The organism is Glaciecola sp. HTCC2999 (assembly GCF_000155775.1).
In the GTDB taxonomy this organism is placed as follows: domain Bacteria; phylum Pseudomonadota; class Gammaproteobacteria; order Enterobacterales; family Alteromonadaceae; genus Opacimonas.
The window spans coordinates 16,990-32,954 of the sequence record NZ_DS989812.1 but is presented as its reverse complement, the minus strand read 5'-3'; the positions used below and the strand labels follow the sequence as shown (position 1 = coordinate 32,954).

Below are 15,965 nucleotides of genomic sequence, written 5' to 3'. Positions count from 1 at the left end.
GGCTAATTTAGCCCCTAAATCTATTTTGATTATCAACAAACCATTGATAAGCAATAGTTAGACCACCTTCTAATGACATGGTGTATTCCCAACCCAAAGATTTTAGTCTGCTAACATCCATTAACTTGCGGGGAGCACCATCAGGTTTTGTAGTATCAAATTTAATTTCACCTTCAAAATCGACAACTCTAGCTATGGTATTAACCAGTTCTTGAATGCTACAATCAACTCCTGTTCCAACATTGATATGACTTAGCATCGGCTCAGTGTTTTCGCTATATATATTCTTTTGAAGATTCATGACGTAAATCGAAGCAGCAGCCATATCATCAACATATAAAAACTCACGCATCGGCTTACCGCTCCCCCATGCAGTAACCTCACTATCATTGTTCAGTTTTGCTTCATGAAAACGACGTATTAAGGCTGGTATCACGTGGCTATTATCTGGATGGAAATTATCATGAGGACCATAGAGGTTTGTTGGCATAACGCTCCTGTAATCTCGTCCATACTGACGATTGTAGCTTTCACATAGTTTTATTCCTGCTATTTTCGCAATTGCATAAGGCTCATTAGTTTCTTCTAATGTGCCAGTCAATAAGGCTGATTCAGCCATTGGCTGTTCGGCTAATTTAGGATAGATACATGATGATCCCAAGAATAGTAACTTTTGAATATTTGCTATATGAGCACTATGAATTATATTACATTCAATCATAAGGTTTTCATAAATAAAATCTGCAGGATATGTGTTATTGGCAATGATGCCTCCAACCTTCGCTGCGGCTAGGTAGACCTGATCTATTTTTTCTGCCCGAAAAAACTCAAGTACTGCTTGCTGATTGGTTAAATCTAGCTGTTTTCTTGAACGAGTAATGATTTCTATATCATTCTGATTAGCTAACTGTCGAACTATAGCCGAACCAACCATTCCATTATGTCCAGCAACAAATACCTTTTTTCTATTCATATTATTTCAAACCTTTTAACACGCTCAAGCTACGATGCACATTTTATCTCTTAGCTCTCAATAGTGACGGATATGTTATAGCCATGCTCTTTTAAAACCGCATATTGCTTAGCTTTATTCAGATCATTACTGACCATTTCAGCACACATTTCTTCAACTGTAATTTGTGGCACCCAACCTAGTTTTTCTTTTGCTTTAGTAGGGTCACCTAATAGTGTTTCAACTTCTGCAGGACGGAAATAACGAGGGTCAACTTTAACAATTATATCTCCTACGTTTAACGCAGGTGCATTATCACCGGTGACCGCTTTAACTGTTGCAATCTCATCAATGCCTACACCAGTAAACTCAAGCTCTATTCCAGCCTCTTTGGCTGACAGTGCTACAAATTCACGTACAGATATTTGCTTTCCTGTCGCAATGACGAAATCATCAGCTGAATCTTGCTGTAACATCATCCATTGCATGCGAACATAATCTTTAGCATGACCCCAATCACGTAATGCATCCATGTTGCCAAGGTATAAGCATTTTTCTAATCCTTGGGCAATGTTTGCAATTGCACGTGTTATTTTTCGAGTCACAAAGGTTTCCCCACGGCGTGGAGATTCATGATTAAATAATATGCCATTACAGGCATACATTCCATAAGACTCACGATAGTTCACAACTATCCAATAAGCATACATCTTCGCTACAGCATAAGGAGAACGAGGGTGAAATGGGGTTGTCTCTCTTTGTGGAATCTCTTGGACTTCACCATAAAGCTCAGATGTTGAAGCTTGATAAAATTTTGTTTTCTTTTCTAGCCCTAAAAAGCGAATCGCTTCTAACAAACGTAATGTCCCCATTGCATCAACATCTGCTGTATACTCAGGGCATTCAAACGAAACTGCCACGTGCGACTGTGCACCTAAGTTATATACTTCATCAGGTTGTACGTCTTTGATAATACGAGTTAGATTTGAAGAATCAGTTAAGTCACCGTAATGAAGAAAAAATTTTTGATTTTTTTCATGATTATCTTGATAAATATGGTCTACACGTTCAGTGTTTAAAGATGATGCACGGCGTTTAATACCATGTACTTCATACCCTTTATCAAGTAGAAACTCGGCTAAGTAAGAACCATCTTGTCCAGTTACCCCAGTAATTAATGCGACTTTATTCATTTTATTCCTCTTATATTTTACTTAGTACCAAACATAGTCTGCAAGCTACTTGGCAACTCTTCCATAATTATCTTCAAATCGTACGATATCATCTTCACCAAGATATGCACCTGATTGAACTTCAATCAGCTCTAATGGTAACTTACCTGGGTTTTCAAGTGCATGTACTACTCCAACTGGAATATATGTAGATTCATTTTCAGATAATATAAATGTTTTATCACCGTTAGTGACCTTTGCAGTACCCGATACCACTATCCAATGCTCAGCGCGATGATGATGCATTTGTACAGACAATTTCGCACCTGGCTTTACTGTGATACGTTTGACTTGATAACGTTCCCCATTATCAATTGAATCATACTTGCCCCAAGGGCGGTGTACTTCACGATGTGTCGAATACTCACTTCTATTTTCTTGTTTAAGCTGCTTTACGACTTTTTTTACATCCTGGCTATTATTTTTGTGAGCGACTAATAAGGCATCCTTTGAATCTACAATAATTAAATCCTGTAACCCGATAGTGGCAGTTAATCTGTCAGGTGAATATACATACGTATTTTGGGTATCAACGCTTATCACATCACCTTGATGCACATTGTTATATTCATCTTTATCTGATATGTCACTTAAGCTAGCCCAAGAGCCCACATCACTCCACTTTGCATCTAACGGAATTACTACCGCATTTTCCGTTTTTTCCATGACCGCATAATCAATAGAGTCATCAGGGCATTGTTCAAACAGCTCTTTTGAGATACGAATAAAATCCATATCAGTCGTTGCTTGTTGTATCGCTATTTCACAACTGGCATATATATCTGGACTGTTGAGTTTTAACTCGTTTAAGTAAGTTGATGCTTTAAACATAAACATACCACTGTTCCAAAGATAGTCACCTGAAGCTAAGTAACTTGTTGCTTTATCTAGGTCCGGCTTCTCAACAAATGCTTCAATATTAAAGTAATCAGACTCTTGTTGGCCTGTTTTAATATAACCATAACCGGTTTCAGGGGCATTGGGTACAACTCCAAATGTCACCAGCTTTCCTTTACTGGCAGCAGACTCTGCCGACGATATTATTCTTATAAATTCATCTTGATCTTTAATAACATGATCAGCTGCAAGCACCAGCAATATAGGATCTTGTCCTTTGGATATTGCATCAAATGCCGCTAAAGCAATCGCGGGCGCTGTATTTCGGCCAACAGGCTCAAGGATAATATTACTATCTGTAACATTGATATTTTGCAGCTCATCAGCAACTAAGAATCGAGTACTTTCATTACAAATAATATAGGGTGCGTCAGTCTTTAACCCATCCACACGTAATAAAGTGTCTTGTAGCATAGAATGTTCTGTAACAAGATTAATAAACTGTTTAGGAAAGTTACTGCGTGATATTGGCCACAAACGTGAGCCGGTTCCACCAGCCATGACGACTAATTGCATAGTTTACCTATTTAATATCCATTGAATGTAGTTTTGGGTGTAGGGATGGATCATGTCGTTGCTTAGGCAACGAGATAATTCAAACCAAGAAAGTGATGAATGTTGAGAGTCTGAAGACAAATCAGGAAGAATTGATACTTCGAAATAATAAGGCATATTGACATAGTGAGTGGAAATATCTTCATTAATAATACTATCTTTATAGAAATGGTCCCACATTCCCATTAGCTGCCAATCACTTACTTGAATATCAAGGCCTAATTCATCCTGTCCTATTCGCTGCATAGCATCCTGCCATGGCTCGTTCTTGTATATTCTTCCGCCTGGCGTAAAATAAAAGTCTTTTGCAGGTGGATTATTGCGCTTACCAAGCAATATTTTTCCTTGGTGAACAAGACATAAATCGATTGAGATAAGAGGCGCATGTTCAATGACATTGGCAAAGGTTTGTGTAGATAAATATTGTATCATATAAAATTTATATACCCTGAAGTTTACTTAGACTTTTCACAACACAATTATTCGCCTGTAAGTAATTATTTGCTTCAGCATAGCAACGTAGTTCTGGTGCATTACCTGATGGGCGCAAATGAACAATTCTTTCATCTGCTAATGTTATTCTTAAGCCATCTGTATCATCAACATTGGTAATCTTTATATTTTCAAATCCCAATGTTGCGAGTAATTTAACTGGATTAGCTTTACCTTCCGTTATAATAGTTTGGCTTTTATCTTTCGGAAAATTTTGTATACGATCACTGCAAGTGAAGCGTTGTGGCAATGCATTAACTAATGTTGAAATAACGTCTTTATCTGCAGCTGCAAGTAACATAATAACTGGGAGCATTGCATCCCGTGTTGGTAATGCTTTTAACACCCGACCATTTAATTGCACATCAGTGCCTAGCAGGAATCCACCATTTGCTTCAAAACCTGCAACTGAATTGAATCTCTTAGATAGTTCTGCAAACTCTGCGATAACATAAGGTGAGCCAATTTTAGTACGTTTTACATAATCAAATTTATTACTTAATTCAATCGCTGTATTACAACTAACCGGCACCGCAAGTGCCTCAATACTTAATGCATCAGCACATAACAAACCAAGAATGTCTCCACGTAACCAATTACCATTTTCATCAGAAACTAATGGACGATCACCGTCTCCATCAGTAGAGAAAACGACATCTAAATCATATTGATTCGACCATTTAATTGCTTTCTCTTTATCCTCTTGTGATACCGCTTCAGTATCAATCGGCACAAATTGGTCGCTTCGCCCTAATGAAATAACTTCAGCCCCTAGCTTTTCAAAAATACGGTAATAAATATCACGACCTGCGCTTGAGTGCTCATAAATTCCAATACGCTTACCGGTTAACCATGCATCATAAAATAACGAAGTATAACGTTTTATATAATCTTCCGTCGCTCTGTCATCACTGCTCAGTTCAGGTAAGTCTATGATTGGAGAAAACGATACTTCTTCGGTTAAGATTTCTATTTCGTCAGCTTTGCTAATCTCACCATCTGGACGATAAAACTTAAGGCCATTTCGGTCGAACGGAATATGACTGCCCGTGACCATAATTGCAGGAATACTATCTTTTATTGCAACATAAGCTAACGCTGGAGTGGGTACAACGCCGTAATAAACTGTCTGAATACCTAGCTGTTCTAGTGCTGCTGAACACGCTTTTGCCATATTATAACTACTAGGACGATTATCTATCGCTATCGCTACGGTTTGGAAGCTATAGTGACGTTGAATACATTGTGTAAACGCGACAGTGAAGGCAGCACAAACATTAGGTGTGAATTGCGTTACTAATCCACGAGCACCACTGGTTCCAAAAGTAACACCACTTTCTTTTAATACAGTAGCAGTCTCTAGCTTTGAATTTATAGACAAATTAATACCTTATTACTAACTTTAACTCGCTTTAATTCAATCACCGCAGCTAACTGCTAAAGTGCATAAAAACCAGTTAATCTTTATAAACTAATGAGATTAAACGACATCTAATAACCGATAATGCCCACTATCGCGGGTTAACATTATTCACCATTACCGAGTCGTTCATCTTACGTTGCTAAAACGTTTTTAGCACGTTTATCAGACAACGAGCTTAACGATGCACCTGACTCTGTAACTCTTTTATCTCTTGTTTGAGCAGTTCGTACTCTGCGACTTTGTGCTTTAAAAACTGCGCGGTGATATCGCTTTTTTCTATTAAACCCGAAGGCGTTAAATAATAAGCGTAGCCTTTTTTGTGATCGGATTTCACAAAGTTTTCAATTTTCACCAACCCTTTATCCACGAGCGCTTTTAAACAAAAATTGACACTGCCTAAGCTCACGCCCAGCGCTTTGGCCAGCTCACGTTGTGATGCTTTGGGATTTTGTTCGATTGCCTGTAGCACTCTAAAGCGAACTACATCTCGTTGTCTTGGCGACATAAATGCTCTATGAATAATGAAAAAAAGGGGGTTAACAATACAGTTATTTTCTTTCAGGTAGGCTACCGCAAGGAATGCAGTATATTGGCAAGCTTCCTTGTGATGTTGCATTCCTTTTTAGCGTGAACAAGTGCACTTATTTGATAATCATTATCAAAAATATTGTTAGTGCGTTCACGCCATGAACAATAGCAAATATTCATGTTTTGAACAAGTTATATTTTTGATATAACGGCGTTTTCAATGAATACGGCCATTTACATATCAGATTGATTTATGGTGTTTTGTTCACGGCGCGAACAATAGCAAAGTCTTTGATACACCACAATAAGAAAAAGTCTTAGATAGACCCTTCTTATTGGGTGGATGCATCATCAATGTGATGGGATTTTGAGAGGGGTTACTCAGCTGGGTGTGCTTTACCAGTGAAGTGGCGTACTAATACGATCAGGACACCTAACATGCCGCCTAAAAGCGTGCCTAACACAGCAATTAATGCGCGTTTTGGCTTGGCTTTGAGTTCTGGCACCACAGCCGGATCAACAGTCTTAAAAATATATTCAGGACTTGCATTGGCCAACATGATAGTTTGGGTTTGCGATTGGATCAGTTCAAATAAGCTCGAACGCATTTCTGATAATGACGTGTTATTAATTTCTGACTGTAAATACGCAATAGAACGCTCAGCCTGTTCAATATCTTTTAGCTTGAGTAATTTGTTGAGATCTTCAACTAACCACGTGACCCATTGAGCAGCGATATACGGCGATTGATGCTCAATGGCTAAGGTCACAAACGACGTGTCTTTATCTTGAGATATACTCAAGATCTGTTTAAACACAAGATGAGCCTCTTGCACACTGGGCTTAGGCTGTCTTGGTGCTGTGACTTCGCGTAACCATTGCCTGGTTTGTGCGTCATAAATCTCTTCATCATACACCAAGGTGTTATCACCCGCTTGCCACTTATCGACGGCCATCAACGCTGGCAATACCCCTGGACGATTTTCCATGAAGCTGTCTAAAAAAGCGCGTGATTGAATATACTCTATGGCTAAGGAGGTTTTGTTCATTCCGCCGCCACCGAGATTCACCCCCGCTAATGAGGCCAGTCCACCAAATCGACTGGCTAAAGACGAAGCACTATCACCGGCCTGTACTGGGGCGAGTAATGCCTCAGAGCGGTAGATATTAGGCTGCATGAGGGCATAAACGACCGCCAGCACAGCAAATACAGATGTCACACCGATGATGAGCACCTTACCTGCCCATATGGTCGTAAAGAGTTCTTTTAAATCAATCTCATCATCATGAGCAACAGGTTCAGGTATGTGATTATTCGACATGATAACTCCTATAGACCACGAATAGCAGCAACTGCCACAGCACTGTTATAGATAATTTGCGTGACTTGTTGCCATAAGCCTAACCCGTCACGTAAGTTCACATCTAATGGCACCACAATGGTATCCCCGGCTTGAATATCGCTATTAGTGTAGCTAAACCAGCTGTTTGGTGTGACAACACGTCCATCAGCACGGATAACATATATTCCTGATTCATCTGCAAATTGTGTCGTGCCTCCGGCAAGCGCTAAATAATCTGACAATGATAAGTCACCATTAAATACATGGGCTGAGTTCATTTGTACTTCACCTAAGATTTGGACGGTTGCCGGTTTACGCGGTACAAATAATTTATCATTCGGGAATACTTCAATCGGGCTGTTTTGACCACTGACTTGCGCGGTTAAATCAATTGCAACACGCCCTAATCCATCCATATCATCCCCTTGAATGAGATTGGCGATCTTATCCTTATCTGGTGATGCTGTCTGTACACCTAATGTCGCTGACATGGCTTTGGCTGCTAACGCAATTTCAATTTGTTTTTCTAAGACTTTTTCCAAACGCGCCAACTCTTCGACGTTTTTATCTTTCACCGAGTCACGCATAAATACCGCCGCACCAGGATAAGCCAAATGTGTAAAACCGCCTGCTCGTTCAATCACACTGCGTAACGATTCACCGTCTTTGACCAAGTAACGACCAGGAAAGACAAACTCACCGCCTAACTCAATATACTGGTCTTCGTACCATTGCGGGATCCGGCGAACCTGGATCACATCCTTAGCTTGTAGCTTCGTTTTTGGATCACTCAATTCAGCGCCTAAGTTCACCTGATAAGTGTTACGACTCGCTATCGAGCTCTTATCGGTGAAGAAACGAGAGATCTCTATTTCCTCTAAGTACGCAGATTCGGTTAAACCACCGGCAGCTAACACAATCTCTGGGATCGTCATGTCTTTAGAATACGGATAGGTACCAGGAAAGCGCACTTCACCGGAGATAGTGATCAGCTGATTTTCTAACTCTTTAGTGGCTTGATCGGCTAATTGTGACATGACTGGCGCAAGTGTGTCTGCTCGGTCTTGGTCTTTTCCAAACACATATAACTGGTCTTCTGCTTGAAGTGATGTCGCTAATAACGCATCATCCGATAAGTTCAGTGTCACCACTTCCACATCACGCTGCGCATTACGACGAATAATGACCGCATACTCTTCTTCTGCTGTCAGGGTTAAGTTACCCGCCGCTTGGAGTAATTGCTTCACACTCATGCCTTGCATCAATGGGTAGCTACCAGGCTGTTTCACCGGTCCCACGACACTGACTACTTTAGCCGGCTCATTTAACATCGTTTGACCACGAAGACGCGCAATATCGTCAGCGATGAGAGCATCTCGTTCACCGTCATTGGCAAATACGACCACTTTATCACGTGGGGCTAATGCAACTGTTTGACCAGCAAATACATCTCTCAGTGCAAACTGTTCAAAATAAATTTCACGATTGACCGGTGTTTCACGACGGATCAGGGCATAACTTAAATCCACATTAGGCAGTACATCTTTGATATCCGCTAAGATATCGCCTACGTGCATACCGTCATTGAATGCATAGTTACCTGGACGATACACATGGCCTGCCACAGTGACAACATCTTCTAAGCTATCTAAAATAGAAAATACACGTACCAGATCGCCATTATTTAAGCTGCGTTGAAGATTTGCGCTGTCACTTAAGTCCAGATCCAGGATGGTTCGTTGTCCTGTCGTATCAATCCGGTTCACTTTGGTTGCGGGTAAATAAGTCGTCGGTAAGAAACCGCCGCTGAGCTGCACAAGATCGGCAAAGGTCGTTTCTTCTTTGAGTTCAAAAATCGCGCTGCGTTTCACTTCACCGCCAATCCCCACAGTTTTACCTACCGGCGGCACAAAAATCACATCACCCGGTAATACGCGCACATCATCGCTCGTATCGCCCTTTAACAGTAAGTCATATAAATCAAACGTCGAGACCAACTGCCCGTTACGCTTTAATTGGATATTACGTAATGAACCGGTCTTTTTGATCCCGCCACTGACAAATAAGGCATTAGTGATCGTCGATAATGAGCTCACGGTGTATGAACCTGGACGGTTTGCTTCACCTAAAATGAAAATACGCACTGAGCGTAATTCACCCAATGTAGTTAAGACACTTAGCCCAATTGCCCGTTGTTTCACTTCTTCTTTCATCATGGCTTTGAGCTCTTGGAACGATAAGCCCGCCACATGAATTGGCCCTAACTCAGGGACATTAATTTTGCCTTCACGATCAACGACAACCGTTAACTGTGAGTTCGTTTTACCGTATAGGTTTAGGTTGATGTTATCGCCAGGTCCTACGATATATTCACCCGGAACAGGAATATCTGTAGCAGGGGCAAACGTCGTCGGCGCACCCGCAAATAGATCATACCCAAACATCTGCAGATCCATCTGGGTATTACGCGATTCTTTCGTGTCTGCGGTAGTTTCTTTGGCCGCTTCTTCCACAATATCTTCTTCAACCGTTTCGGCGCTATCGGGGGCGGTGGGAATGACAACATTGGGATTAGAAATTTGTGCAGGGGCACCACCGGCGCCTTGAATGGCATTTAAATCCACACCGTACTGCTTCGCTAACGCGGCTTGCTGAGCTTTAGGCAGAGACTGAAACATCTTCAGCTGCTCAGCAGTAGGTTGCTGTGCGTGCAGTTGAAATGCAATCAAACTCACACCTGTTACTAATAACGTGGTGATCCGACGAGATAATGTATTCAAAGTTAACTCCATTTCCATGGCTAATTTAGCCTCTTTAATTCTAAATGTTGATTCATATATACTAACCACTGCGCTATGCGCACTGGCCTAAAATCTTTATCGTATTGTAGTTCAACACGATGGGAAGGCTGACTCTCACATCGCTGTGACGCGGTAAAACTCAACCGTGTTAATGCACTGCATCGGTAAGCGGCATAATTTAGCTGACCGACCGTCACTTGGCGAAGTACACTCGCCTCGTCAACAGACTCAGATGCAGATACATCATTAAATTGCATATTCAAGGGCCGCTGGGCCAGTCGGTCAATACTCATGATCCCATCTTGAGTAAAGCGAAGTCTATCGCCATTATCTGACTCGAACTGGTAATAAGCGACCTGATTATCTTGAGTGCCTCCGGTAGCATGAGTCCCATCAACGGTTGGGGTAATATAGCGTACCTGACCGGTCACTTCATAACCCCCCACGACTAATAGCCAAGTGTTGGCTTTATCTGATGTATAAAACTGTCGCTGCCGTGAAGACTCTCTTTTACGCGTTAACGACTTAAATGCAGCGCGCTGCGACCACCAAGTATTTGACGCGCCGTATGGTAGCATATAACCACCCGTATTTTCTATTTGATTTATGTGACTGTTAAAATCAATATGCCGAGTATAGCTGTTCGTCTTAGCTAAGGCAGTATCTAGGGGAATGGATAAATATAATCCATGATCCGAAAAGCGTTGACCATCATGGTGGGTGCGACTGCCCCAGATCCCAAATTGCCAACCATTGTCAAACGTCCGTCTTAATTCAAATTTTGTGCCTGTATCTTGTCCGACAAAACGGCCTGCATGCAGTGCTACATCAATATCATAAAACGGTGTTCCCCAAAACACACTCCCGAGTGCAGTAAACGCATCTGGATCGTTATCGATATGAGTAGTTAAATGTTCATCATCAGACAGTGATAGCAGTCCATCGATTTTTCGGGCGGTTAATTGGGCCAGCGAGATCCCATAAGCTAGACGTGTCTGCCATGGTTGGTATAAAACATCGACTCCAACCCCTGCCCAATTATCCGCTAAATATCCACCATTAACTTGGTAATGTAAATTAGCTTGATGGCCAAACTGCGTGACCACCGCCGTATCATGGTATTGGAGCATAAGTTGCGGAATATGAATATTTTGGGCTTGGGTACGTGCTAAGCGCGGGTTGATATCATTGATCGTAAATGCGCTGTCACTGGTGTTATCTTCTGCGATATCTAGATTCATTTGCCCGAATACAGACCAGTTCACATCGAACTGCCATTGCATCGCTCCATGGGCTTGTAAAAGATGATGAATGGGAGATGCTTGTTCGCCTAACCATCCTTGATGTTCTAATGACACTCGCCATTGTGGTGATGCTATTTGCCAATGAGCATCTAACTGCACCAAATCATTCATTGTTAAAGGATGAACCCGTTGCGAGTCACTAAAATCTTTGAACAACTCATTTCGGGTGATATCTTTATGCACCCGCATCATCGGTTTAGCATCGGTATGGATCACATAATCCACACTGCCAATATCCAACGGGAGTACGTGGGTCAACGCCGAATGAGCTTGGCTAATGGCATCAGGCCAATATGGATAGGCACTTTGACTCACCCCGATTAATAATCTATCCGAAGGCGACTTCACATTACTGTTATTCTGACTTTCAGTGGCAGTGGCGTTAGTACTAGTCTCATTATCGGTCTCAGACACTACCCCATGTAAACGCATATCTAAATTTTCAAATGTCTTGGTCAAATCCACCGACGTTTCAGAAACAACCGTATCCGGTGTCGTGGGTGCCTTATACCTGGCCGGCGAGCGTTGACTATCTAAAGTCGCCTTTATCGATAAGCCCCAATGCTGATTGTCGCCGATACTCACACCGAGCTCTATACCGGGTTGAAACTCCCACCGACTAGACAACATAAATTTGGCTGGACGTGCTTGTAGGCGAACTGACGATAGCGGTAATGCATCACTGTTGTGAGACTGTGCATCTTGCTGGTACCATGATCGCTCAACCAGCAAACGCCCTTGATCATGATAACTAGCTTGAAATGTAAGTGGGTATCGAGGATGTGTGTACCCAATACTGCTATAAATATGAGTATCAGCACCTGCTTCAAACTGCCACTGTTTATGATACCAAGATGCTACGGCAAAAGGCGTTTTCAGGTTCGCTTGATTAGTAAAATCACGCATTCCTAAATGAATGGCAGGTAAATAACCTTGTGCATCACGTACCTTCACTAATGCATCAAATCGAAATGACGCAAAACGCTCTGGGTGATTGAGCTGCACATAGTTTGCCCCCATCATCATCCACGGGGTGACTTGATAAGCAAGATCAGCGTGTTGACCAATATTATCTTGAGTCAGGCTAAAGGAAAATTGACCATCAATGGGGACATCGGCGACCGGCTCGTAAATATTAGTCGCGTGGACACGAGGGATCATCGTATGAAAAGCCCATGCACAAAGCACGATCATGAACCACCACTTTGCCTTGGCAAGCTTGGCAAATGACACGCTCAATAATGAAAAAGGGCTTAACGACAACACAATATACTTATTCTTGGTACAGCTAGACAATATGACGCACATTATACCGATGAAATGGGTGACTACAATGAGAACATCGCTGATCCTTCTAAGCCATTTTCTTAGATCAAAGATAATAGTGGCGCTATCATCCAGCGTTAACGCCTAGCCTAATCCTTTTTGGTAAATTGGCTATTGTCTACGACTAATTCCACCGGCTTATTGAGCAAGTGGATCAGTAATATTGCTCGATTTTCACCTTTGGGCTCTTGGTAAATCGCGGGGATATTTTGATATTGAGGATGTTGTAACATGACATTATCCCCTTTGGTTGGCAATGCGCTATCGAGTTTATCCACCGTATCACACTGCACAAACACATCAATCAACGCTTGAGAGACTTTTTGATAATCCTTTCCCTGTTTCACAAACCCGATTACTCCTCGAGTGGAGCGCACCGAGGTAAAATTATGGACATCGTGATCAAGTTGAGCAAAAACATAGTTTGGGAATAATGCTTCTTCGACAGTCTGACGCTTACCGCGCAGGACTTTGGTGATATTCGCTTTGGGATAAAATGCGTCGATACCTTGATTGGCTAAGTGCATTACGGCACGGCCTTCTTCTTTGGCTTTACAATAGAGTAAGTACCATACTTTTCCTTGAGGGCCCGAAAAAAGCGATGAAGATGTATCAGACATGAGAAAAGCCTTCTAAGAAAATTTGGCAGGGGCGGAGGGATTCGAACCCCCAACCATCGGTTTTGGAGACCGCTGTTCTACCAATTGGAACTACGCCCCTGCAACAAACGCTGAGCATTATACAAGGCTTTACCTAAAGGTAAAGAAAAAACACTTATGCGCTATGATGGAGGACTTGTTCCCACATCTGGTTGATGATCGTGCATAGCCTTAAATAACTGGCGACTTGTTGCTGGACATAGGCTAGATCGGTATCAGTTAACTGGGCATATGCTTCGATAAACGCATGGTGTGCACTGGCAGAAATTTGGTTAATCGTTATACACATCGCCACATCAAAATACCGAGGACCTATCCCCGCATACTCCCAATCGATACAGCGTTTATCTGTTCGTACATGTGCCGCATGCAAATCATTATGACATAGCACCCAAGGTTCATCTTGATTGGTTGTCGATTGAATATCTGTGCGTAGCATGGATAGTGCGTCAGTGAAGCGCTTGGCTTGAGCCGGTGTAAGCTGCGCTAATAAATAATCAGCCTGTTTAAATGGATCAAGCCATCTTATATTATCGCCATCACCCTCGCCATCCTCACCATTACTCTGGACATCGACTGCGCGGACTTGATGTAAGTTAACCAGCGCCTGGGTCAAAATATGGATCGTTTCGTTTTGAACCTTATCGATTGTTATGTTTTGGATAGAGCCATTCTGGATAGTGCTGTTATGGATAGTGCTGTTATGGTTAGCACTGTGATGGGATAAGCTGTTGGCTCCCTCTTCACCCTTTACAACAGGCAGTGCCTGCGCAGGCAGGTACGCTTCTATCCACACGGCTTTATGAGCGTCAAAATATAATGGTTCTGCCGCTAAACCTAGCTGGAAGAGAATGCGTTGTAATTGAAATGTCGAGGCATGAGAAAACGCTTGAGCATCATGTGTGATGAATTGCTTATACACTAACTTTACATCACCAAAAGCCACTATCCAGACACCATGAGTCCCATCACAACGTGCTACCTGCACAGTGCGCTGTGTAACTGATTCACCGACATACGTAGATGCAACATCGCGTAAGATCGCCATCGCCTCATCATTGAATGTTAAGTGATCGGTGTGTGATGTCGCCATACCGCTTATGTCCTTTGCGTGATTAATCCGCGCCATTCACGCCATCCGTACAATGAAAACACAAAATAAATGACAAATAACCCAGCACTCATATACAGCCCAGATAAACTGTATAGCACAACCGCCGAGGCATTAATCGCCATCCAGTAAAACCAGTTTTCATACACTTTATGCGCGACCATGACGGTCGCCATAACACTAAAGACACTCACCACAATATCCAGTATGCCAATCAACATTGCTTGATTGAAAGTGTCACCAATCGTTTCTACCGTCCCAGCTATCAACACTGCGCTAATCAATAACCCCATACTGATCAGTGTGAGATGGAAGGTTGGATGACGTGTATGTATGCTCGTGGAAGGGTTAACGACCTTATCTGTAGGCTGGCGCCATTGCCAATAACCATAACCGGTCATCACCATATAATAAAGATTGAGCAGCATACTAAATGATAATGCAGCTTCAAAAAATACAATGGTAAAAAGCGCCGTCGAAACAAACGCAAAGGCCCAGCACGCGATATGTTCGCGCGCCACTAAGACCATATAAGCCAGTGCACAAATGACGGCACCGACTTCTAGTAAATTAAAAAGCATAGCTCACTTGCACGCCACTTTGACGACCGTACCCAAACTGAACGTACGGCTCTGGTGTTTCATAATAGTCACGAGGATCATTACTAAAGCCACCAAACCCGCGCAGATAATACACCTTATCCGTGACATTATTCACAAACGCACTCACCGTCCAGCCATCAAAACCGCCCGACAATGGTACGGTAATAGACGTGTTTAATAGACCAAAGCCTGGGTTAATTTCATCATGACCATCCGAGAAACGATGCGCGCTTTTAGCCTCAAGTGAAACATGCCATAAAACGTTATCGGCAATGACCGTATTGATGAATGCTTGGCCAGAAAATGTTGGCGCTTGTGCTTGATCCTGCTTAGCTACCGTCAGGCCATCACTGCGTGTAAACCCTTTGAACGTGGCATCGAGATAGCCTAAATTCACACCAACATCGACACGCTCGCTTAACTGCCATGCTAACTCAGCTTCAACGCCTTGGTTGATCCCCGTATCAGCATTATCCACGATATCAATAAATTCAACCGCACCGCCATCTTGAGCAAAGGTCGCAAAATCACTGACATGGGTGTTTTCACGAGTCATGTAAAACAGGGCTAAACGAAGGTTGCCAGCATTGTCGGCAAAGCGCGATTTCACACCCGCCTCATAATGCCAGTTGTACTCAGCTTCATAAATACGCTGTGCATCAGGCACTCGCTCATCGGCATTAAACCCACCTGCTTTGTAACCACGTGCAACAAATGCATAAACGGTGTGGCCGCTGACG

General features: G+C 42.4%; 12 protein-coding genes, 1 tRNA gene and 1 pseudogene. All 14 read right to left on the bottom strand.

Going from position 1 to position 15,965, the window contains the following annotated elements; genetic code table 11:
- Nucleotides 1–7: 7 nt before the first annotated feature.
- Nucleotides 8–973: a GDP-L-fucose synthase gene (locus G2999_RS06600; protein WP_010179987.1), complete on the bottom strand. Its 966-nt coding sequence runs from the start codon at nucleotides 971–973 to the stop codon at nucleotides 8–10.
- A gap of 50 nt (nucleotides 974–1,023) precedes the next feature.
- A complete protein-coding gene (gene gmd, locus G2999_RS06595; protein ID WP_010179985.1) occupies nucleotides 1,024–2,145 on the bottom strand; it encodes a GDP-mannose 4,6-dehydratase in 1,122 nt (373 codons plus the stop codon).
- 45 nt (nucleotides 2,146–2,190) lie between these two features.
- Nucleotides 2,191–3,597 carry a mannose-1-phosphate guanylyltransferase/mannose-6-phosphate isomerase gene (locus tag G2999_RS06590; protein ID WP_010179983.1) on the bottom strand — a complete coding sequence of 469 codons (1,407 nt, stop codon included), beginning with the start codon at nucleotides 3,595–3,597 and terminating at the stop codon, nucleotides 2,191–2,193.
- Nucleotides 3,598–3,600: 3 nt separating this feature from the next.
- Nucleotides 3,601–4,068 carry a GDP-mannose mannosyl hydrolase gene (locus G2999_RS06585; RefSeq protein WP_010179981.1) on the bottom strand — a complete coding sequence of 156 codons (468 nt, stop codon included), beginning with the start codon at nucleotides 4,066–4,068 and terminating at the stop codon, nucleotides 3,601–3,603.
- 7 nt (nucleotides 4,069–4,075) lie between these two features.
- Nucleotides 4,076–5,509: a phosphomannomutase gene (locus G2999_RS06580; protein WP_010179980.1), complete on the bottom strand. Its 1,434-nt coding sequence runs from the start codon at nucleotides 5,507–5,509 to the stop codon at nucleotides 4,076–4,078.
- A 217-nt stretch (nucleotides 5,510–5,726) separates the two neighbouring features.
- Entirely contained in the window at nucleotides 5,727–6,056 is a 330-nt protein-coding gene (locus tag G2999_RS06575) for a MarR family EPS-associated transcriptional regulator (protein WP_010179978.1), read from the bottom strand.
- A 400-nt stretch (nucleotides 6,057–6,456) separates the two neighbouring features.
- Nucleotides 6,457–7,401, bottom strand: coding sequence for a Wzz/FepE/Etk N-terminal domain-containing protein (locus tag G2999_RS06570; RefSeq protein ID WP_010179976.1), 945 nt, complete (start codon nucleotides 7,399–7,401; stop codon nucleotides 6,457–6,459).
- 8 nt (nucleotides 7,402–7,409) lie between these two features.
- Nucleotides 7,410–10,202, bottom strand: a complete 2,793-nt coding sequence (locus G2999_RS06565; protein WP_198006093.1) for an SLBB domain-containing protein — start codon at nucleotides 10,200–10,202, stop codon at nucleotides 7,410–7,412.
- Nucleotides 10,203–10,222: 20 nt separating this feature from the next.
- On the bottom strand, nucleotides 10,223–12,721 hold the full coding sequence (locus G2999_RS06560; protein ID WP_010179972.1) for a YjbH domain-containing protein: 2,499 nt from the start codon (nucleotides 12,719–12,721) through the stop codon (nucleotides 10,223–10,225).
- A gap of 221 nt (nucleotides 12,722–12,942) precedes the next feature.
- Nucleotides 12,943–13,473, bottom strand: coding sequence for a transcription/translation regulatory transformer protein RfaH (gene rfaH, locus G2999_RS12045; protein WP_010179968.1), 531 nt, complete (start codon nucleotides 13,471–13,473; stop codon nucleotides 12,943–12,945).
- Between the two features lie 23 nt (nucleotides 13,474–13,496).
- Nucleotides 13,497–13,573: transfer RNA gene (locus G2999_RS06545), tRNA-Trp, on the bottom strand.
- Nucleotides 13,574–13,627: 54 nt separating this feature from the next.
- On the bottom strand, nucleotides 13,628–14,605 hold the full coding sequence (locus tag G2999_RS06540; RefSeq protein ID WP_010179966.1) for a phosphotransferase family protein: 978 nt from the start codon (nucleotides 14,603–14,605) through the stop codon (nucleotides 13,628–13,630).
- Nucleotides 14,606–14,610: 5 nt separating this feature from the next.
- A complete protein-coding gene (pnuC, locus tag G2999_RS06535; RefSeq protein ID WP_010179964.1) occupies nucleotides 14,611–15,204 on the bottom strand; it encodes a nicotinamide riboside transporter PnuC in 594 nt (197 codons plus the stop codon).
- Nucleotides 15,194–15,965, bottom strand: a pseudogene (locus G2999_RS13460) (TonB-dependent receptor); the annotation flags it as partial. The gene pnuC and the pseudogene G2999_RS13460, both read right to left, overlap by 11 nt.

Bases quoted from the DNA above. Each gene is read 5' to 3' on its own strand.
- G2999_RS06600 (WP_010179987.1), bottom strand. From the start codon at position 973: ATGAATAGAAAAAAGGTATTTGTTGCTGGACATAATGGAATGGTTGGT.
- gmd (WP_010179985.1), bottom strand. From the start codon at position 2,145: ATGAATAAAGTCGCATTAATTACTGGGGTAACTGGACAAGATGGTTCT.
- G2999_RS06590 (WP_010179983.1), bottom strand. From the start codon at position 3,597: ATGCAATTAGTCGTCATGGCTGGTGGAACCGGCTCACGTTTGTGGCCA.
- G2999_RS06585 (WP_010179981.1), bottom strand. From the start codon at position 4,068: ATGATACAATATTTATCTACACAAACCTTTGCCAATGTCATTGAACAT.
- G2999_RS06575 (WP_010179978.1), bottom strand. From the start codon at position 6,056: ATGTCGCCAAGACAACGAGATGTAGTTCGCTTTAGAGTGCTACAGGCA.
- G2999_RS06570 (WP_010179976.1), bottom strand. From the start codon at position 7,401: ATGTCGAATAATCACATACCTGAACCTGTTGCTCATGATGATGAGATT.
- G2999_RS06560 (WP_010179972.1), bottom strand. From the start codon at position 12,721: ATGATCGTGCTTTGTGCATGGGCTTTTCATACGATGATCCCTCGTGTC.
- rfaH (WP_010179968.1), bottom strand. From the start codon at position 13,473: ATGTCTGATACATCTTCATCGCTTTTTTCGGGCCCTCAAGGAAAAGTA.
- G2999_RS06540 (WP_010179966.1), bottom strand. From the start codon at position 14,605: ATGGCGACATCACACACCGATCACTTAACATTCAATGATGAGGCGATG.
- pnuC (WP_010179964.1), bottom strand. From the start codon at position 15,204: ATGCTTTTTAATTTACTAGAAGTCGGTGCCGTCATTTGTGCACTGGCT.